This is a genomic window from Vibrio sp. Vb1980 (assembly GCF_033338615.1).
Taxonomy (GTDB): Bacteria; Pseudomonadota; Gammaproteobacteria; order Enterobacterales; family Vibrionaceae; genus Vibrio; species Vibrio alginolyticus.
In genome coordinates this window covers 491684-513174 of record NZ_JAWOSZ010000001.1, presented here as the reverse complement: position 1 = coordinate 513174, position 21491 = coordinate 491684, and the positions used below count along the sequence as shown (strand labels likewise).

Here is a 21491-nt window from a genome sequence, read left to right as displayed (position 1 = left end):
TTGGAAATAGTGACCGACAGCCATTCTCAAAGCAGAAGATGCTAGTATTCCGTTTAAAGGGTCAGCCATAAATAATACAGTATCTTCGGCGTGATATTTTACACATGGCGAAAAATGTCCAGTGATATGGGCTAGCCAGATAATACACTCAAAGTATTGGAAGAAGATGCGCGGCTAAAAGTTGCTGATTTAAAAGGAGGGAGATACTGAAAGACCCAAAACATCAATGATAAACGTAGAATTCCGAGTATAACACAATAAGTATTTAAGGTATCTAAACTCAGATAACTTGTTGATTAATAATCATTAATTAAGAACCTCAGTAATAGGCTTCCACCTATCAAACTCATAAACGGTGAGCTAGATACCTCATACTCTAGTAATGACTGTCTATATAGGGATACTTCTAGCGACCACTTGGCGTGAAAACAACTAACAACACAGTAGTTGCCACACTGAGCACACCAGCACAGAACATCACAATTCCAAATCCAGCTGCCATCACGTTCCGATAAGCTAAGAGCCACCCTTCTTGATTTGAAGGAAGCTCATTTCTGACTATTGCACTTTGAGCAGTCCCAACAGCATTTAGCATATTGTTGGAACTGACCACCTCCGACATCTGTTGAATTGCATAGATGCTCATGATACTACCTAATACCGTAATACCCAGTGTCGTGCCTATCTGACGCAAAGCGTTCATGGTTGCCGATGCAATCCCGGCACATTCTGCGGGAGCATACCCCATGACCATCATACCCGTCGCAAGAACAGAGATCCTATCCCGAGGCCAAGAGCAGTCAGAATACTACCGACAATAAGGTAAGGCGTGTAGGCAGTAAACAGTGACATTGAGCATAGAGAAATACCAATTAAAGCGTATCCGCCAACCAATAGTTTTCTAGTGAAATACGTTGTGTCATGTGGCCGAAGATCAATGATGTTACCCCCATTACCACAAATTGAGGCATCAGATGCCACCCAGCTTCCAGTGGCGTATCGCCTTGCGCTTGTTGTAGATACAGTGACAGAAAGAAAAGACTTGCATAGGCCGAAAATCCTAACGCGAAAGAAGCCACGTTTGCTACGGCCAGAGATATGTTGCGAAAAAGAAGAATAGGAAACAGTGACCTCAATTAAGCTTTCTGGTCTTTTCAACCTCACGTTCATCCATCATATCTATTTCCGTGATGATAAATTCGTATATACTCCCCCTCCCGTAGTTGATCTTTAATCAAGTTTATGTGTTGTTTCATTGTGTATATTGCTACTTCATTTAGTTAAAGGACACAACTGTATAGCCGAAGTGGATTCTTAAACAACACATTAAGCTTCAGGCGATATCTATCTCGAGATTTTATTCAATTCCCTTATCATCGCGTAATTTTCGCTACCTTTATTTAGCCTAGACCTTTCAGACTTAGTGCCTTTAATTCAATATGGAACGGCCTCTGAAAAAAATTTTTGTAGAAGTCTCCTTTATGCCAGTACTTGTTTGAACTAAAGAATTCTTGACAATTAGCCATTAATATATACTTTCCTAAAAGACTATCCCTTCTCTTCACATCACTGAGCGTCGTAGCACACTTTAAAGACTCTGCTCTGTCATAAGTACCATAATCTAATATCTATATCCTCTTTAAGCGTACTTAAGTAATAGGTTTATGCCCTGGGCTAAGACCTCTTCGGCATAAAACTAAGTTCACCAGTGAATGTATTCGCTCCAAGCTTCACGCACTAAATTAGTCCCATCGAATGGGGTAAATAAATTTTCAAAAAATGTAGGCTGGTTATTTTGTTCTGTTACCCAAATCATGAGAGCGTCAGCCCTCCATTGTTAAACAAGTAGTGAAAGATGGAGAAATAACATCTTTGAAGTGAAAGATAGATTAAATAGCTCAAAATTCATGATATCGTTTTTCCAACTCATGAACTTGCCCTGTTGCGTTCGCGAGATGATTTCTTAGCTTAGTCGAACATTGTAAAATCACTCTAGATTTCAGTTGATGTATCGGCTTAAATTACATAATCGCTCAGCTATAACAATCGATTCTTGTATTGCTCCGGTGTCATGCCGGAGTATTTCTTGAACATCGCGATAAAAGGGCTAGCTTGGTTATAACCTAACGTCAGAGCGACTTCTTTTACGGTCTGCCCTTTACGCAGCAACTCCATAGAATGTAAATATCGCACACGTAAGCGCCACTCAGTAAAGCTCATTCCTAATTCACTCTGGCAATGTCTCGCTAACGTGCGTTCTGTGGTATGCACTTTTGCCGCCCACTCCGCCAAACTGATCTCATCCGTCGGCGATTCTTCTACTGCTTTTAAAATCGGTTCAAGATACTTATTGTCGGTAGTCGGTAAAAAGTGATGTTCGACTTCTTGCTTTGCAAGCTGGTCCAATAACACTTGTACCAAGCGCTTGTCTTCATCAGTTTGCGCCACATTAATGTCTCGCTGACGAAAGTCCTCAATAATAGATGACACGATTGGAGTCACTTTGATCAAGCTCGTTTTGGTAGGAAAATGCGCTGTCAATTCAGGGGCAATGTTCAAAGAACAATATTCGATTGGCTTACGGTTGTAGCTAGTGTGACGAATTCCGGCGGGAACCCAAATAGCAAGATGTGGAGGTGCTAGAAATCTTGTGTCTTCTGCATCCATCTCCAGAATCCCACCGCTGATCAGTTGCACTTGCCCCCAAGGGTGGCTATGAATTCGTGTTTCTGTATTAGAGAGAAACGCTTCGAAATTCATAAATACATCTGATGGCGCACGATCGATTGATAAGGAGGGGTGAAGATTTCTGGCGCTCTTTTTCAAAATTGTCTTCCTATCGCTTACGATGTCTTTTAAGAGATACTTTTTATTATAAAGACCTGCCAGACTAGCGCCATCAATAATTGTGCTATAGGGTTCTCATGATTTATTTACTTCCGTTTTTCACCGTTATGATTTGGGGTGGTAACTCAATTGTGAACAAGATGGCTGCGAGCGCCATTGAACCAAGTGCGATGAGTTTCTACCGTTGGTTTGTCGCAATGGTACTCCTAACGCCATTTTGCCTGCCTGCAATCATCAAACAACGACACATTACTCGACCTTACTTAGCTAAGTTGGCGTTTCTTGCGTTACTTGGTATGGTTCTCAACCAGTCACTTGGATACTATGCCGGTTTAACAACAACGGCCTCTAATATGGCCCTGATCACCTCTTTAGTTCCTTTGATCAGTGTGTTTTTAAGTGTCCCATTGCTCGGTAAATCTATATCAATGTTAAGTATCGTCGGTGGTGTCATTTCGCTCGGCGGCTTAGCATTTATGCTTGGTCACGGTGATATCACTTACTTTTTACATCAAGACTTAACGCAAGGTGACAGCTTAATGCTCGTTGCTGCCATGGTATACGCGGCTTATTGTGTTCTGCTAAAACGCTGGAAAATGCCATTCAGTAGTTTGACTCTGGTTTACATGCAGGGCTTCTTTTCTGTTTTGATGCTCACACCACTTTGGCTCTCTAGTGAGCAACTGTTACCAAGCCAAGACGCGCTACCATTAATCGCTTATGCTGGTATTGCTGCTTCCATTTTCGCGCCGCTGATGTGGGTCAAAGCGATTGATTCAATTGGTGCTGATTCAAGTGCTATGTTCATGAACCTAATGCCTGTGGTTTCCGTCATACTTGCTTCAACACTAATTGGTGAGAAAATTTACACTTACCACATTATTGGTGGGTTGTTAGTCATCTCTGGCGTTATCTTGTCGCAAATAAAAGTAAGACAGAGAAAACCATTGTCCAATTCTGAGATTGCCTCTACCGCCAATTAACATCTACACCCCAAGCCACAGAACTACGCTGTGGCTTGTCACTTCCAGCGTTCGAATAAAAGTTAATATTTTGTTTCATTCGCTATTCCCGAAAATTCATCTTGCTGCTAAATTGGGAAAACAATAACCCATCAAGGAAAGACAGATGAGCAGTGGTCAAAGAGACATTACCCTTCGCTTTTTAGCAGAACCCAGCGACGTAAATTTTGGCGGAAAAGTGCACGGCGGCGCCGTAATGAAATGGATCGACTTGGCAGCATACGCCTGCTCTGCAGCGTGGAGTGGTAAATATTGCATTACCGCATATGCTGGCGGCATTCGGTTTGTTGCGCCGATTCATGTCGGCAACTTAGTCGAAGTTAGCGCGAAAGTCATTTATACCGGACGAAGCTCAATGCACATTGCGATTGACGTGCAAGCTAGTGATCCAAAGCAAATGAAAAACAGACTCACCACTCACTGTATCGTTATCATGGTTGCTGTAGATGAAAACGGAAAACCAACCGATGTACCGAAATGGATTCCAGAGTCAGATGAAGACAAAGCCTTAGAGCAATCCGCTATCCGTCTTATGAACATGCGTAAAGAGATTGGGGAAGAAATGGAAGCACACGTTAAATATCTCAAGTAACTGGCATCCGTTAAGAACGCTATTAAGTACCTCAACGTTACCTAGACCCAGAGTGTGGAGCAACATCATGGTTTTGCCATTTGTTTCACGCTCGCCCTTCTCTGTCATAAATCCTTCACCTAGCTTTGCTTAAATCCATCCATTATTTTAGAGTTGGATAGAGTTTGGATCTTGAGACTAAAAGAAACGACCTTAAGTGAAGAGACGTTGACCAATTTAAAAGCGGTCGAGTACCAGTGGGTGAGAACCATGTACGTCGAGGGGTATAACGAAACAGAAATTAATCATTACATTCAAACTTGCTTTGGCGGTGACGTTACCTTTGCTAATCTATTTCGTCGCGTCGCACTGCAGCAAGAAAGTTTGTACACGCTGCTTCAATACGTTGGATGCGCACCTTCCAGCCGAGAGTTTTAATCTCTTCCTTCCCTACCTCAATTTAGCTTTTTACTAAGCTCTAGTTATTTATGTGAAGTGCTACGCAGGGCATTATTCAAGCCCTGTGTAATCCATTGCAAAGCCGCTAATCTCTATCTACTTATTGCACAATTGCCTTTAACAGGCATAAAAAAACCTGAGTCTAAACTCAGGTTATGGTTACAAAAACTGTTAGTGATTGAATCGTAAGGAACTAAGCTAACAGCCAGCTATGCGTAACGCCAATAAAAGCCAAGATATTACTGATCGGCGGCCAAACCAAAATTGTAATATCCGTGCTAAGTATAAGGGCGACCATGTGGTCGCCCTTTTCTAGTTATTCTTATCAATCTCAGACCACAAGAGATTATCCTTTCACACCACCAGCGGTTAGACCACCAACCAACCAGCGCTGCGCAAGTAAGAATACGGCAGTGATTGGCACTGCTGAAAGTACAGCAGCTGCGGCAAAGTCACCCCACAAGTAGTTTTGTGGATATAGGTATTGCTGCATACCCACTGCAAGTGTGTACGAGTCTACATCAGAAAGCAGTAGTGACGCTACAGGAACTTCACCAATTACCATGATGAACGACAAGATGAAGACTACCGCTAGGATTGGCACAGACAGTGGCAGCAATACCAAACGGAATGCTTGCCATGGTGTAGCACCATCAAGAGCCGCTGCTTCTTCTAGAGACGAGTCAATACTTTCGAAGTAGCCTTTAATGGTCCAAACGTGCAGTGCGATACCGCCTAAGTAAGCGAAGATCAGACCGCCATGCGTGTTCAGACCAAGGAAAGGAATGTACTGACCCAGTTTGTCGAACAACGCGTACAGAGCAACCAGTGCCAACACCGCAGGGAACATCTGGAAGATCATCATCGCTTTAAGAATGGTGTTCTTACCTTTGAACTTCATACGAGCAAACGCGTAAGCCGATGTGGTTGATAGCGCCACGATTAGGATTGCAGAAATACCACCCACTTTTACCGAGTTCCACAACCATGTCATTACTGGGAATGGTGGCGGTGTAACTGTACCGTCTGGATTAGTCACCGAGAAACCTAATGCCAATTTCCAGTGATCAAGTGTTGGGTTGTCTGGGATCAGGCTACCCGTTGCAAAGTTACCTTCACGGAATGAAATCGCGATGATCATCAGTAAAGGGAAAATAATCAGTGCCAAGAATGCCCACATTGCAATATGAGTAGCCCAAACACGATACTTTAATGACTTACCTTGTACCATTGCCATTGTAATTTCTCCTTAGTCCTGAGCTACTTTAGTTACACGTAGGTTGATAAGTGCCAATGCGCCAACCAATAGGAAGATAAGCGTTGCTACCGCACTTGCTAGACCGAAGTCTTGACCGCCAGCACCTTCGAATGCGATTCGGTAGGTGTAACTTACTAGTAGGTCGGTGTAACCCGCAGGCTCTGATGTACCAATCATGTTTGGACCACCGCCAGTCAACAACTGGATAAGTACAAAGTTGTTGAAGTTAAATGCAAAACTCGCGATCAACAATGGTGTTAACGGCTTCAACATCATTGGTAGTGTGATACGTGTAAAGTTCGTGACAAAGTTCGCACCATCAATTGCTGATGCTTCATATAAATCGTCTGGAATCGCTTTTAGTAAGCCCATACACAAAATCATCATGTAAGGGAAACCAAGCCAAGTGTTCACAATTAAGATCATGGTTTTCGCCATGAACGGGTCAGAGAACCAAGCCGGGCTAATGCCGAATAAGCCTTCCAACAACATGTTGATCTCACCAAAGCTTTGGTTAAACAAACCTTTAAAGATCAAGATAGAAATAAACGCCGGAACTGCATAAGGCAGGATTAGCAACAAACGGTAAACTGAGCGACCTTTAAGTGCTTCCCACTGAACCACACTGGCAAGGACAAGACCAATAACAAGCGTAAACAATACGGTTAGCGCAGAGAAAACAATGGTCCAGATAAAGATACTGATAAACGGCTCTTTGATACCATCATCTTTCCAAACACGCTCAAAGTTGTGGGTACCAATGTTCACCACGAAACCTGGTGACACTGTGCTGCCAACAAATTGACCGTTTTCATCGACAGGCTGGTAGTAACCTACTTCCATATTTGGACGTAGCGTTTCTTCAGTCCGGTTGTTGTAAAGCGTTTCACCATCTTCTTGTAATGTGTACAAAGGCACAACTGCAGCAAATTTGCGCAGCCCACTCATACGGATATCATCACCGCTTGGCAAATGTAAATCGACACTGCTCAACGCACTGCGGTTCTTAACAATCGCCTTGATTGATTCTTTTTCACCCGTCACTTCTTCAATTGGTGAAAGATCAAACTCCGATGCTGAAAGGTTATCAAGCTGAAAAGTCGGGCTTGCAAGTAGCTCACCATCTTTTTCAACCACAAGTTGATGGCCTTGCTCCGTTTTATACAAAGTGAACGGGTAGCTATCACCACTTTGGTAAGTTCGGTCCAAAAGTACGTTCTGAGCGCGATCAAAAGAGAGTTGGTTCTTCGCGCTATAGTTGGTAAACGCCAAACCTATGGTGTACGCCAAAGGAAAAAGAATGAAAAGGATCATCCCTGCTATACCAGGGTAGATGTAACGGTGTGCGTACGTCTTTTTACTACCAAAGATGAACAACGCTAAAGCGGTAAGAATGAGCGTAAGTAGTGCAAACGCAATCTCACCGCGAGAATACATAAGGATTGTTGCGTAGCCATTGATGATGCCGACTGTGCCTAAAAGTGACCATTTCATGAACACTTTTTTGCTGCTCGGAAGGCTGGCTTCTGGTGCTGTCATAGCATTTGTACCTTGAACTGACTGCATAGGGAACCTGCTAGCGAATATAGAATAAATATAGAAAAGTAAGGAGGAGTTGCCTCCTCCTTAAAAAGGTCTTACTTAATTATTTAGTCATTTGTTTTTCTGCATCTGCAAGAGCTGCATCGACAGTTTGACGACCGTCAACTACGTTGATGATTGCGTTCTTAGCCGCACCCCAGAATGCGTTCATTTGAGGGATATTTGGCATGATTTCGCCGTTCATCGCATTATCCATTGTTGCTGCGATACGAGTATCTGAATCTAGCTCACGTTGGAACGAGTTAAGTGCTACCGCACCTAGAGGCTTATCGTTGTTAACCATACGTAGGCCGTCGTTTGTTAGTAGATAGTTCTCAATGAACTCAACTGCTAGGTCTTTGTTTGGAGACGCAGTGCTGATACCAGCCGTTAGAACACCAACGAATGGCTTAGAAGATTGACCTTGGAACTTAGGTAGCGTAGTCACGCCGTAGTTAACGCCAGACTTCTCAATGTTGCCCCAAGACCATGGACCGTTGATCGTCATCGCTGTTTTGCCTTGGTTGAACGCAGACTCAGACACGGAGTAATCCATATCCGCAGAGATTACGCCTTTATCAACTAAGCCTTTTACGAAGCTCATTGCGTCTTTAACGCCTTCTTTCGCGATACCTGCGTCTTTAACATCGTAACCTTCAGAAGTGTATTTAAACGCGTAGCCGCCATCAGCCGCCATTAGTGGCCAAGTGAAGTACGGTTCTTTTAGGTTCCACATGATTGCAGACTTGCCGTCTTTTTTAAGTTTTGCATCTAATGCTGCAACCTCTTCCCAAGACTTTGGTGGGTTTGGAACTAGGTCTTTGTTGTAGATTAGAGATAGAGACTCAACCGCAACTGGATAGCCGATCAATTTGCCGTCGTAACGTACTGCATCCCAAGCGAAATCAACGATACCTTCTTGAATATTCTTAGAAGGTTTAATTTCTGCTAGCAGGCCAGCTTCTGCGTAACCACCGAAACGGTCGTGAGCCCAGAATACGATATCAGGACCGTCGCCAGTCGCTGCAGTTTGAGGGAATTTGTCTTGAAGGCCATCTGGGTGAGCCACAGTCACTTTAATGCCGGTGTCTTCTTCAAATTTCTTACCAACTTCAGCAAGGCCGTTGTAGCCTTTATCACCGTTGATCCAGATAGTAAGTTGTCCTTCTTCGATGGCAGCATTAGCACCAAAAGAACCCAAAGCAACAAGAGTACCTAGTGCTACAGCGCTTAACTTTTTCATGTTCGTATCCTTTTTATATTTTTGATGTAGGGCTAGTCCATTGAGGTTCAGCCGTATTTCGACATATATCATCTGAAATAATCCAATATGTCTCATCCTCCTAATCCCTACGCCCTTACAATTATGACGTATTTTCGTGATCTAAATCGCCAAGGGTAAGAGACTCAAATCACAAAATGGATAGTTCCTGTGATCGGTTTCAACTTTAGGTGGTGCAATAATGTGATTTCCGACCAACTGCTTTCTTCCTCCTCCTTTTTTACTCCTCCCTTTCTACTCCCCCTACAATTATTTCTATTAGGAGGATGTCGCACTACGCACAATCTTAGAAACTGCAGTCATCCAAGAGTGGATGGTAAGAACCCTTTCCCAGCAGTGCCTACGTATTAGGAAAAAGATTTGCTGGTTTTGCATTGCCAGACGAGTGGAATGTCATTATTAGTGTTGTTTGTGGTAATTATTTCACGGGGGAGACAATACGAATAATGTGGGGGAGAGAAACTCGTACTTGGCTATGATGGGTAGCACTTCTATTCAGGACATTTTATTGAAGTGCTACCCTACTTTTCTTACCAACCGCAAGAACTTACCGATTCCTACTGTTACTGCTCGCTAGATAATTCATATAATGATGAGCGGTGAATAATAAAAAATTGATCGAGGACGAGCTACATGGCGAGTGTCACGTTAAAAAATGTTTGTAAAGCGTATGGCGACGTACTGATTTCTAAGAACGTAGACCTAACAATCAACGAAGGTGAATTTGTTGTTTTTGTAGGTCCATCAGGTTGTGGTAAATCTACCCTTTTACGTTGTATTGCCGGTCTTGAAGACATTACTTCAGGTGATTTGTATATTGGTGACCAGCGCATGAATGACGTCGAACCATCCAAACGTGGTGTTGGTATGGTATTCCAGTCTTACGCTCTTTACCCGCACCTTAACTTATATGACAACATGTCATTTGGCTTGAAACTAGCAAAAGCAGACAAAGCAGAAATCGACAAGCGTGTTGAACAAGCAGCAGAAATCCTACAACTAGGCCACTTGCTTGAGCGCCAACCAAAAGCACTTTCTGGTGGACAGCGTCAACGTGTGGCGATTGGCCGAACATTGGTATCGCAGCCAAATGTATTCCTTCTAGACGAGCCACTATCAAACTTGGATGCGGCACTGCGTGTAAACATGCGTGCACAAATTACTAAGCTACAACGCCAACTTGGTTGTACCATGATCTACGTAACGCACGATCAGGTAGAAGCGATGACAATGGCAGATAAAATCGTTGTACTAGACGGCGGTTATGTATCGCAAGTTGGTAAGCCGCTTGAGCTTTACCATTACCCACAAAACCGCTTTGTAGCTGGCTTTATCGGTTCTCCGAAAATGAACTTCATGAGCGTATTCATTGATGAAGTAGAAGCAGAGCGCGTCAAAGTTCAACTATCTAACGGCGTATCTTTCTGGATTCCGGTGGATGGTACAACAGTTAACCGCGGCGACCGAATGTCTTTAGGCATTCGCCCTGAGCACCTATTATCCGCTTCTGAAGCTGATGCAAGTATTCACGGTGAAGTGATGATTGTTGAGAAGCTAGGTAACGAAACTCAAGTATACCTAAACCTAGAAGGTGCGGACGCCGACGTTATTTTCCGTCAGCCTGACACGCTTGCAGTCGACACTGGCGATAAAATCGAGATCGGTATTCCAGCTCATCGTTGTCACCTGTTCCACAGTGATGGTCGCGCATGCCGCCGCCTATACAAAGAAAACGGCGTAGAAGTCGAATAATTCATTCGTCCTTACTCAAAAAAATCCCTCTCAAGTGAGAGGGATTTTTTTATCTTAATAAATATCAGCAATTCGATACTAAATCATTAATCGTGAACGAATCAAATCACCCGTTTCTTCTACCCTCACATAAACCATTGTCTTTGTACTGATACTTCATTTTTAATACTTTTCCTCATTCCTCATAAGTAAGTACCAGCTTTTTCCTAACCCGCCAAACTTAGCCAAAGGGCTAAATATCATTCTTATTTCCACTTACCTCAACAAAGCAAATTTTTACACTTATCAACGAAATTACACGTGACAAAAAACTCAGCAGCATTCCACAGAATGCTCTGTGCACTAACTACTAATAACGTTCACGACACGGCAATTGGGGAAGACACCCAAGGGCGGTAGCGTGTCAGAAGGGAAACTGAGTCATGAAACAAAAAGGACTTATCCGCTCTCATGAGATGGAGTTCGCTTTTTTATATCGCATCTCAGATCTTGCTGTCATCGTCTCTTTTATGCTGCTTTTAGTGTTCAAAGACATGAATACTGCGATGGGGAAAGATTACGTCATATTGGCTTTCGTTGGAGGCATCTCTTTTCTATTTATGGCAGAAAGCGGCAATCTGTATCGCTCTTGGCGAACCAGTTCGTTTAAAGAGCAGATGTTTATTGTCTGTGTTTCTTGGGCGGTGACTTCTGCACTTATCTTTATTGTGCTGTATTTTTCTGAAGTCCATACCTTATTTGATAACACAATTTTAGTGCTGTGGTTTGCGATTACGCCCGCTCTGCTCTTAGCATGGCGAGTAACATTCCGTACCGGATTAGCCTATTTGAGAAAAAAAGGATTCAACACTCGCACTGCGATCATCATCGGCCAAACTCCTCACGGCATTACCCTAGCTAACGAAATTCAAAACCACACAGAACACGGCGTGCTTTTTGATGGCTTTTACGACGAACGATCTTCCGACAGATTGCCAAATTCTAATTATCCTATTAAAGGAGCTGTTGACCACGCCCTTGAGCGAGCTAAAAAAGGGGAAGTAGATTACGTCTATATCGCGATGCCAATGCACGCAAAAGAGCGCATTGCGTCACTTCTTAACCAATTCTCAGATACCACCGCAAATACGTATCTGATTCCCGACTTCTTCACTTATAACCTTTTACATTCTCGTTGGGCGCAGATCGGCCAAGTTCAAACACTAAGTGTCTTTGATACACCTTTTGCTGGAATTTCTTCTTGGGTAAAACGGTTTGAAGACATCTTGTTTTCGAGCATTATTTTGGTCTTAATCGCCCCTATTCTATTCGTCATTGCGATTGGCATTAAGGCAACGTCTAAAGGCCCTGTCATCTTTAAACAACATCGGTACGGTCTTGATGGACGCAAGATTGAAGTCTGGAAGTTCCGTTCAATGACAACCATGGATCAAGGTTCCAACGTGAAACAGGCGACAAAGAACGATCCTCGTATTACGCCTTTTGGCGGATTTCTACGTCGCACCTCTTTGGACGAACTACCTCAATTTATCAATGTACTGCAAGGGACCATGTCTATTGTCGGCCCACGCCCTCATGCCGTGGCACACAATGAAGAATACCGTCAGATCGTGGATCGCTACATGCTACGTCACAAAGTAAAACCAGGCATTACTGGCTGGGCACAGATTAATGGTTATCGCGGCGAAACCGACACCTTAGAAAAAATGGAAAAGAGAGTCGAGTTTGATTTGGATTACATCCACCATTGGTCGGTTTGGATGGACATCAAAATCATCTTTATGACCGTTTTCAAAGGCTTCACTGGTGCTAACGCTTACTAAGGTTGAGATTATGAAGAAACTGACAATGGCAATAGCATTGAGTCTGTTTTCTACTGACTTGCTCGCAGAACCGATGGCTTACCAAACCGAGTCTGGTATAGAGTTGATTCCCCTCGTAAAAACTTTCTACGAGGGAGATGACAACATCAATAAAGCGGAAAAATCCGGCAATGTAGAATCGGTCAATATTTGGGGTATAGAACCAAGCTTACTAGCACGTATAGAACGGAATCGCTATCGCGCAGATATTTTATATAAGTTAAAAGCTGGCTTTTCATCTGACGATCGCAACGACTTCGACGACCACACTTTTCAGTTTTCCAACTTTTTCGAATTTAATCATCGTCATCGTTTAGTGGTTGATTACCGTTTTCGCGCCCAGCATGAAGTTCGAGGAGAAGATATTACCGAAGGTAATGGTAGCGCAATCGACTCACCAATAGAGTTCAACCGTAACGATGTAAAAACCAATTATGTCTTTGGATCTAACGGTGCCAAAGGCAGACTCGAATTCGGTTTAGGCTATAGTGATAAAACCTATCAAAACTATCGTGACGGCTTGCCTGGGCGCCCAAACGCTAAAACTAAATACAACGATTTTCGAGCTCCCAATGCACATTTGGAGTTCTATTTAAGAGCGACGCCAAGAACCTATTGGTTAGTCGGAACAAACCAAATCGTAACCGAGTATCAGCACCGAAATTCTGCGCAGCCATCGAAAGATAACAACACCAGTTTCTATTACACCGGTGCCGAATGGGAAGTCACAGGAAAAACCAAAGGCATCGCTCGACTCGGTTATCAAATCAAAGATTTTGACAGCGCTCAACGAGAGACATTTAAAGGCTTTAGTTGGGATATCGGCTTTGAATGGTTGCCTCAAGAACAAACTCTAGTCAGCGTGAAAACCACTCAAGCGGCGGTTAACCCCGATCAAGATGGCGATTACAACCTACAAACTCGTTACCGACTGAACCTGAAGCACGATTGGAATAGTTACCTTGCAACTCGCTTAGGTGCTGTTTATCAACAAGATGATTACACGGGAATCTCCAGAAACGACGATCGGTACACTCTATCTTTTGGTATCGATTATCAGATCAAACGTTGGATACAGCTGCAAGCCGATTGGCAATACCAAGATAAAAACTCTAGCCGATCGGATTATAGCTTCGAACAAAATATTTGGACTTTAAGCGCACAGTTTTCTCTGTAAAAAGGATTATTAATGAAGGCATTCATCAAATTCATGATTGTAGCGTTGTTGCTATTTAGCACTTTGGTCAACGCTGACTCAAACGAGGAAGATTACTTACTCGATACTGGCGATACCATTTCCGTGCAGGTCTATGGTGAAGAAGATCTTACGATTAAAAATATTCTAATAACGTCAGATGGCTACTTTGATTACCCCTACCTTGGCCGAATTAAAGCAATCAAAAAAACACCAAAACAACTCAAGTACGAAATAGAAACGGGCTTAAAAGGCGATTATCTCATCAATCCAAAAGTGATGGTCACCATCAATAACTTTCGTCTGTTTTACGTTAATGGCGAAGTCAGGAAACCTGGTGGATTTGAGTACCGTCCAGGGTTAACCATAGAGAAGGCCATCGCTCTAGCAGGTGGCTTGACCGACAGAGCCTCACGCAAAGGCATTAACCTCACCAAGCATAAAACAGGTCAAACGATGGAGGGGGTCAGTATGCACCGCAACGTTGAACCTGGTGACATTGTATTTATTGACCAGAGCTTCTTTTAAGTGACAGGGAATCAAATGAACGGGACTCATCCAAATAATCTCCAGATGAACAAAGTAGAACTGATTCGTTTTGGCCATCACTTCAAAGCGATTAAAAAGAATTGGCTAAGCATCGCAGCATTCACGCTTCTGTTCTCATTAACTTGTACTTGGTATATCTACTCCAAAGCATCGATATACCAAGCTACAGCTACGCTACTCATCCAAGAGGAGCAAAAAAGCGCCCTTTCAATCGAGGAAGTATATGGCGTCGACACGACAAAAAAAGAGTACTTTCAAACGCAAATCGCCATTTTAAAATCGAATCATATTGCAGATAAGGTCATTAGGGAGCTGAACCTCACCCAATTACCTGAATTCACAAGCTCAGGGGAGTTAAATAAAAAAATCGACCAAATAAAGTCGATTCCTTTTGTTCAAGACCTACTGAATGTGGCACCAAGCCCAAAAGAAACCGCACAGTTTTCAGAGTCCTATTATCAGGCACTTCAAGCTTTCAGAAGTAAACTCGATATTGAGCCAGTACGTAACACCCAATTAGTCAGAATTCGCTTTCGTTCTACCGATCCTAAGCTTGCTACGACAATCGCCAACGCGGTCGGCCAAGCCTATATTGACGCAAATTTTGAAGCCAAATTGGTCGTTACACAAAATGCGGCTACTTGGTTGACAAATAACTCTCAAAAATTGGAGGAGCGATTACGTAACTCGGAGCAAGCGCTGCAAGAATTCTTGTTAAAAGAAGGGTTGATCGATATAAACGGTATTGATGAAATTTACGCAAATGAGCTAGAAGAACTCACTCGCAAGCTGAATATCGCTGTTAATAAGCGTATTGAAGCGCAGACGTTAATCCAACTGTTACGACGTAAATCTTCGCAAAGTTTAGACAGCTTGTTGTCAATTGATGAATTCGCTAATCAAGCGCAAATCCGCGATCTAAAATTGTCGGAAGCACAGGCAGCCAAAAATCTCTCTGAACTGGCACAGCGCTACGGACCTAAGCATGATCGAATGATTCAGGCGAAAGCACAGCTTGCTGAAATTCAATCAAGAACCCAGCAACTCATTCGTGACATTTCCTTCAGTAAGCAACAAGACCTTCTTGCTGCAAAAGCGCAAGAGGACATGCTTCGAGCAGAGCTCGATAACAAAAAGTCAGACTTCCAATCGTTAGGGTCACAAAAAGCGCGTTACGAACAGTTAAAACGCGAGGTTGAATCCAATAAGGCACTCTATGAAGCGTTCTTAAATCGTGAGAAAGAGACCAACGCCACCAGCGACTACAAGAATGTCACTGCTCGCTTTACTGATAAAGCCATCATCCCTCTATTCCCGGTGGCACCACAACGAATCAAACTGGTACTAATTGCCACCTTTTTTGGCTTTGCCATTGCTTGCGCTCTGGTCATCATCTTAGAAACGATGCGAGAAGTTATCCGAAGCACAGCCGATGTGCAGGAAAAACTTGGTGTTACGTGTTTAGGTGTGATTCCTATGGTCAAAAAACGCAATTTGCGTAAAAACGGCGTCAGTTATACCGCGTATTTAGATGATGAAGAAAAGCTATTTAGTGAAGCTTGCCGCTCCGTCAGAACCTCGCTTCTGCTCAGATTAACCAACACGAAGCAAAAGATATTGCCCTTTACCTCTGCTATTCCAGAAGAAGGAAAAACATCGACCAGTATCAATATGGCGGTGTCGTTTTCAAAAATGGAAAAGGTGTTGATCATCGACTGCGATTTACGTCGACCTTCCATCGCAAAGCGATTCGGTATTGCTGAATCAAGCCCTGGCTTAACGCATATCCTGACGATGGATACGCCAATCAAAGATTGTGTTACACATATAAAAGAAGCCAACTTAGATGTATTATCGGCCGGCCTAATTCCGCCAAACCCACAGGAATTACTGGCTTCTGATCGCTTTAAAAAGTTGCTCGAACATTTTCAAAATAAGTATGACCGGATCATTATCGATACACCGCCCCTACTGTCAGTGAGTGACGCACTTATTCTTGGTCAATATGCCAATGGTCTGATTACCGTCATTCGCTCAGAATCGACAAAATCATCACTGGTTAACCTTGCGTTATCTAAACAAATACAACACTCAGTTCCATCTCTTGGCGTCTTAATCACACAAGCCAAGGCCAAGGAAGGAGAGACGCTTTATGTCCAGAAATACGCCTACTAACGTAAACCTATCTTGGTACCAAACATTGAAAAGCCAAGAGCAGCCGGTATTGATCTATCAAATGGGCAAAGTAGGTTCGAGTGCATTAGAGCATTCCATTCCTGACTCGATTCACTTGCACGACCTTATGACCGTCGATGCGCAAAAACAAATATCCCCCGTTAGAGCGCAATTGCATAAGCCTCAGATCAATGCGTTAAAGCGACGACTAAAGCGCATAACGATGAGCCATATGTTAAAGCGTAAGAAAAAAGTTCGAATTATCTCGCTAGTGCGTGAACCGATCGGACGAAATGTCTCAATGTTCTTTCAAGCACTTCCTTTTTGGATGGCGGACAAATATCTAAAGGATGACAGCGCAATACGTACCGAACGACCGCAATTACTCCAAGAAGCATTTGATAAGCACATGAATCATCAATATGCGCTGCAGTGGTTTGACAACGAGATCAAACAACTAACAGGGATTGATGTGTTTAACGAGTCTTTTAATCACGAAGTAGGCTATCAAACATACCATAACAATAACTTCTCACTGTTGGTGATTCGAAGTGACAAGCTAACGAAGGCTAACTCCGCAGTTGAAGACTTTTTAGGTTACCCCGTGGATGTTGTTTATGAAAATCAATCAGACAACAAATGGTACTCGCCACTAATGAAAGAATTCAAAACGCAATTTCAACCTACACCCGAGTACGTTGAAGAAATGCTGAATTCTAAATTGACGAAGCACTTTTTCTCAAATACAGAAATCACCGACCTTAAACAGCAATATCTGACCAATTAATCATGAAAACCAAGATTCTACATATTATCAATGATCTTTCTCAGAACGGCGGTGCTCAGAAGTTCTTAGTCGACCTTGTTTTAGAACATAAGCCTGAATACGAAATCAAAATTTTGGTCTTGTGTGATGAAAATGATTACTTACCAATGCTATCCGCCCAAGGCATAGAGTGTTTTAACTGGCGCACATTGCCATTGAGTGAGAAATTCTCTTTGCTGCGTTGGCCGGATGTCGTTCACGGGCACCTCTACCCTTCCATTTACCTAGCGCTATTGGCGGTAGGTAAAAAACGAATCCAGACTGAGCACTGTTCTTATAACCGTCGACGTGACTATCCGCTGTTTAAGTTCATGGAATACGTCTTATATTGGGGCCACGACTTGACAGTCAGTATTAGTGAAAAAGTACAAGATGAACTGGTGAAGTTCATGCCTCGCTATCAACATAAATATCACGTGGTGCACAATGGCGTTGATTTAAAAAGGTTTTCTATGACGCCAAGATTCGCCAGCCACCTAATCGACAAACCAGTTATCAAGATTGGAATGGTGGGCCGACTTCACCAACATAAAGACCATGAAACGCTTATCCAAGCACTTATCCATTTACCAAGACGATACGAACTCCACCTTGCGGGAGATGGAGAAAAAAAATCGTCACTGCAAGAATTGGCAACAAAAATCAACGTCGCGCAACGTGTTCACTTTCATGGCGTAGTTTCTGACGTTCCAGCCTTTTTGAACGACATGGATATTTACGTGCAATCGTCGCACGTCGAAGGCTTTGGTTTGGCGGCGGTTGAGGCAATGGCAGCAGGCTTACCCGTACTATCGTCGGACGTACCTGGTTTGGATGACGTCACCGGACGTGCCGAATATTTATTTCAAGTTGGTAACGCCACTGAACTGAGCCAAAAAGTGCTCCAGCTGTGTGAAAGTGTTGAGCGGTATGACGCTGCAAGTCAATACTCAGTCAATAGGGCCTCTCTCTACACCATCGATAAATTTCGTGAAGGTTACCATGGAATCTACCAGCAGCTTTGCGCCAACAAATAGTTCCGCGCCATCGAGCCATCGCGCCTCATTGCTTGCAGCATGCCTATTAGCATTGTTCTTTATTCCTATGAAGTTTCGTGCTGGAGGAATAGCGCTAGCCCCATCTGACATCGCAAGCCTTTTGTCCATTGGTTTTACTGCATTAGTGGTATTGGAAGGAAAAGCTGAAAAACTCATGCATCCCTGTATGGGGTTCCTCGTATTGTTCACTGGGTATGTGTTCATAAATGGTCTGCTAAATCGCGTCCCTTTAATGCCGCTAGTTATAGAAACTGTACAATGGTTAGCGATTTTGTGCCTACTGAGCCTAATGTACGCCTATGGCGTGTTTGATGACGAACGGGTAATGGTTTATTTCACGTATCTGTTGTTTTTCATCTGTTCGTTCGTTGCCTTATGGCACTTTGCTCAGGGCTATCAAAGCGGGTTTAAGTTACTCGGAGTAAGTAAATACGGGTTCGGTGTACTGTGCTCACTACTGTACCTTTATCGAGATAAAATTCGCGCTTTCCACCTTTTGATGCTCGTAGCTTTAGTATTACTGGTGTTGTCACAAGAAAGAAAAGCGCTACTTGGTTTTTGTCTGCTTTTCTTCTTTGACCAACTGCTCGTAAAAAACTTAATGAGAAAATCGCTCAGAGAAACGTACACGTGGACGATTTTATTAGCCTTAAGCTTCATTGTGTTTACTGCCGTCACAACCACACTCTACGTTGGGTTTGAAACGCTAGCAGACACATTGGAAATAACCCAAGAAGACGTCTTATTTGCCAACCAAAGTGAAGCGCGCTGGGTATCGAATCTTCATAGAAAACTTTTACTTGCCAATGGGCTAGATATTTTATTTCAACACCCGGTGTTAGGTGTCGGCGCGAAAATGTTACCCAACTTTATGATCAGTTACTTTAATTATGATGAGCTGGCGATCTACACCCACAACTTTGTGTTAGATACCGCAATTGAATACGGATTGCTTGGTATTGGTCTGCTGTTTGGTGGTTATTTTCTTTTTATTCGCTTTTGCTTCCGTAGTCTTAATGAAAACAGAAAAAGCCTATTACTTGCGATATACGCCCTCATCATGGTGTTTTTCGTTGCGGTAAACACCACCATAATTTTAATACTCTTATTACCCGTCATGATCAGCATGAGCAACGACTCAAGGGCCATTGCTCATACTTTTCCGGTAAACCATCACCACGAATATGAATAATCAAGGATAGGATAGATGAAGTATTCAATCTCTCGACAATTTGAAAAGAACCGAGAACTCCAAGCTGATAATTTTGTTTTAGTTTACCAAATGGGCAAAGTTGGCTCCTCATCAATTGAGCACACGCTAGGGGAGAAAAATATCCCGAGCTATCACATCCACACCTTTGATGATCACGAAGAATTTCACATGTATCACAATAAAAAAGACGTGAGTAAATTCTTCGACTTCCGAAACCGCGCACTCTATCGCTTAGTGCTCAAGCAGCGAAAACGTATCTTACAAAAACGCGAGCAGATTAAAATCGTTACGCTGGTCCGCGATCCAATCGCAACTGTCTTTTCCCGCTTCTTTCAAGATCTCCATTTGCAATTTATCGAAGGCAAAAAGAACGATGCAATTCACCGAGATATGGAAGTCACGTATCAGCACCTCGAGCATTGCTTTGATAACTATATCAATCTCAACTATTTTGCGGACTGGTTCGACAACGAGTTAAAGCGTAATTTCAATATCGATGTGATGCGCCAAGAGCTGGACAACACTCAACCTTTCTTCACATTCCAGAACGGTCAGGCCAACGTCATGCTAATCAAATGCGAACAGCTCAGTTCTCTTGATAAAGAAATCGGTGAGTTTCTTGAGTTGCAAGACTTCGTGCTGAAAAACAGCAACGAAGCGAAAAACAAGTGGTACTCTAATATCCACCAACACTTTAAGAATCACTACGACTTCTCAAAACTGTTCTATATGTACGATCTTCCCTTGTATCGCCACGTTTATTCAGAGCAAGAGCGTGATGCTTTTAAACACAAATGGATGCAAACACCAGGGACAAAATCATCATGAAGAAAGTGCTCCATGTTACAGAAGCATTTGGAGGTGGCGTTCAAACCGCCCTCTATAGTTATGTTCACTCATCCAGAGACGAGCCTTATCAGCATTTCTTGCTAGCCAGAGCCCGAGAAAACGACTTGACCAATGAGAACAACCACCACATTTTCGTACAGACAAAGTGGGTAGAAGGCGGCTTGCTTCAATTTATTCGCGATGCAAACCACATGATTGCATCACTTGGTCCCGACGTCGTGCATTTGCACTCGAGTAAAGCAGGATTTCTCGGCCGATTTCTAAAGCTTGGCAAGGCACGCTTGGTTTACACACCGCACTGTTATGCCTTCGAACGTGAAGATATCTCAGAGCTTGCACGCCAGATCTATAAAGCACTAGAGAAAGTAAAACTGAGCAAAATTGATGTGGTTGCAGGCTGTAGCCAACGAGAGTGTGACCTAGCCATTAGCATTGGTGCGAAACGTGCCGAACTGCTCAACAACTACGTGTCTTATCAAAGTGAAGATCGTATAGAGCGAAACAAGCAAGAAGCGCTGAAGCTCGTTGTACTTGGTCGTGTCGCGCCTCAAAAAGATCCTCAGTTTCTTATCAGCACATTGCAGTTCCTTAATCGGTATGCGCTTAACCGCCCGATAGAGATCACATGGATAGGTGGCGGTGACCACGTACTCGAACAGAAATTACGTACTGAAAATGTGGATGTAACGGGTATGCTGCCTCGCGATGAGGTAGTTGAAAAGCTCAAAGGTTCAGACCTTTATCTACACACTGCAGCATGGGAAGGGATGCCGTTAACCATTCTAGAAGCATCCAAGTTACATCTTCCTATGGTTATTCGGACCATCGGCGCAACCAAAGATCTCAACTACCCGTTTTTAGCGCTCACACCTGAAGAAATGGCCAAGCAGATCGCGCATTGTGTCAATCATTATGAAGAGATCGATTTTCGCCAATATACAGCAGAATTAAACGATGCCTTCAGTGAAGAAAAGCAGCGCCTCGCACTCAATAATATTTACGGTTAAATGCCC

At 43.1% G+C, this 21491-nt stretch carries 19 protein-coding genes; 13 read left to right on the top strand and 6 right to left on the bottom strand.

All coding sequences use genetic code 11. The features are described from left to right. Positions 1–406 precede the first annotated feature (406 nt). From R7F64_RS02290 to R7F64_RS02280, 3 genes are all read right to left on the bottom strand, one after another. A complete protein-coding gene (locus tag R7F64_RS02290) occupies positions 407–748 on the bottom strand; it encodes an MFS transporter (protein WP_139831997.1) in 342 nt (113 codons plus the stop codon). A 124-nt stretch (positions 749–872) separates the two neighbouring features. Beyond that, positions 873–1079 (bottom strand): MFS transporter, encoded by a 207-nt coding sequence (locus tag R7F64_RS02285; RefSeq protein WP_139831998.1) that lies wholly within the window; start codon positions 1077–1079, stop codon positions 873–875. Positions 1080–2037: 958 nt separating this feature from the next. Further along, positions 2038–2826 (bottom strand): AraC family transcriptional regulator, encoded by a 789-nt coding sequence (locus R7F64_RS02280; protein WP_005385013.1) that lies wholly within the window; start codon positions 2824–2826, stop codon positions 2038–2040. Between the two features lie 98 nt (positions 2827–2924). Between R7F64_RS02280 and R7F64_RS02275 the strand changes: the two genes are divergently transcribed. The 3 genes from R7F64_RS02275 (at position 2925) to R7F64_RS02265 (ending at position 4878) form a co-directional block, all read left to right on the top strand. Then, entirely contained in the window at positions 2925–3830 is a 906-nt protein-coding gene (locus R7F64_RS02275; RefSeq protein WP_042521576.1) for a DMT family transporter, read from the top strand. Positions 3831–3975: 145 nt separating this feature from the next. Further along, complete coding sequence (locus tag R7F64_RS02270) at positions 3976–4461, top strand: acyl-CoA thioesterase (protein ID WP_005375279.1); 486 nt, start codon at positions 3976–3978, stop codon at positions 4459–4461. Between the two features lie 171 nt (positions 4462–4632). Then, positions 4633–4878, top strand: coding sequence for a hypothetical protein (locus R7F64_RS02265; RefSeq protein WP_005375277.1), 246 nt, complete (start codon positions 4633–4635; stop codon positions 4876–4878). Positions 4879–5245: 367 nt separating this feature from the next. Here R7F64_RS02265 and malG read toward each other — a convergent pair whose 3' ends face one another. The 3 genes from malG to malE form a co-directional block, all read right to left on the bottom strand. Further along, entirely contained in the window at positions 5246–6136 is an 891-nt protein-coding gene (gene malG, locus R7F64_RS02260; RefSeq protein ID WP_005375275.1) for a maltose ABC transporter permease MalG, read from the bottom strand. A 12-nt stretch (positions 6137–6148) separates the two neighbouring features. Further along, positions 6149–7723, bottom strand: a complete 1575-nt coding sequence (gene malF, locus R7F64_RS02255; protein WP_005375273.1) for a maltose ABC transporter permease MalF — start codon at positions 7721–7723, stop codon at positions 6149–6151. 79 nt (positions 7724–7802) lie between these two features. After that, positions 7803–8981, bottom strand: coding sequence for a maltose/maltodextrin ABC transporter substrate-binding protein MalE (gene malE / locus R7F64_RS02250; protein WP_005375272.1), 1179 nt, complete (start codon positions 8979–8981; stop codon positions 7803–7805). A gap of 672 nt (positions 8982–9653) precedes the next feature. Here malE and malK point away from each other — a divergent pair. The 10 genes from malK (at position 9654) to R7F64_RS02200 (ending at position 21485) form a co-directional block, all read left to right on the top strand. Next, complete coding sequence (gene malK / locus R7F64_RS02245; protein ID WP_005375271.1) at positions 9654–10772, top strand: maltose/maltodextrin ABC transporter ATP-binding protein MalK; 1119 nt, start codon at positions 9654–9656, stop codon at positions 10770–10772. 422 nt (positions 10773–11194) lie between these two features. Continuing rightward, complete coding sequence (locus R7F64_RS02240; protein ID WP_213907579.1) at positions 11195–12595, top strand: undecaprenyl-phosphate glucose phosphotransferase; 1401 nt, start codon at positions 11195–11197, stop codon at positions 12593–12595. Between the two features lie 10 nt (positions 12596–12605). Continuing rightward, positions 12606–13811, top strand: a complete 1206-nt coding sequence (locus R7F64_RS02235) for an outer membrane beta-barrel protein (RefSeq protein ID WP_017635284.1) — start codon at positions 12606–12608, stop codon at positions 13809–13811. Between the two features lie 12 nt (positions 13812–13823). Beyond that, a complete protein-coding gene (locus R7F64_RS02230) occupies positions 13824–14357 on the top strand; it encodes a polysaccharide biosynthesis/export family protein (RefSeq protein WP_412034458.1) in 534 nt (177 codons plus the stop codon). Between the two features lie 15 nt (positions 14358–14372). Then, on the top strand, positions 14373–16553 hold the full coding sequence (locus R7F64_RS02225) for a GumC family protein (RefSeq protein WP_238855478.1): 2181 nt from the start codon (positions 14373–14375) through the stop codon (positions 16551–16553). Beyond that, positions 16531–17340 (top strand): putative capsular polysaccharide synthesis family protein, encoded by an 810-nt coding sequence (locus R7F64_RS02220; RefSeq protein WP_086047261.1) that lies wholly within the window; start codon positions 16531–16533, stop codon positions 17338–17340. The genes R7F64_RS02225 and R7F64_RS02220 overlap by 23 nt, the downstream gene beginning before the upstream one ends. A 2-nt stretch (positions 17341–17342) precedes the next feature. Next, positions 17343–18395 carry a glycosyltransferase gene (locus R7F64_RS02215; RefSeq protein ID WP_318071413.1) on the top strand — a complete coding sequence of 351 codons (1053 nt, stop codon included), beginning with the start codon at positions 17343–17345 and terminating at the stop codon, positions 18393–18395. Next, entirely contained in the window at positions 18361–19608 is a 1248-nt protein-coding gene (locus tag R7F64_RS02210) for an O-antigen ligase family protein (RefSeq protein WP_318071412.1), read from the top strand. The genes R7F64_RS02215 and R7F64_RS02210 overlap by 35 nt, the downstream gene beginning before the upstream one ends. A gap of 15 nt (positions 19609–19623) precedes the next feature. Then, positions 19624–20457, top strand: coding sequence for a putative capsular polysaccharide synthesis family protein (locus R7F64_RS02205; RefSeq protein WP_086047258.1), 834 nt, complete (start codon positions 19624–19626; stop codon positions 20455–20457). After that, entirely contained in the window at positions 20454–21485 is a 1032-nt protein-coding gene (locus tag R7F64_RS02200) for a glycosyltransferase family 4 protein (protein ID WP_005385852.1), read from the top strand. The genes R7F64_RS02205 and R7F64_RS02200 overlap by 4 nt, the downstream gene beginning before the upstream one ends. The last annotated feature ends 6 nt before the right edge of the window (positions 21486–21491 follow it).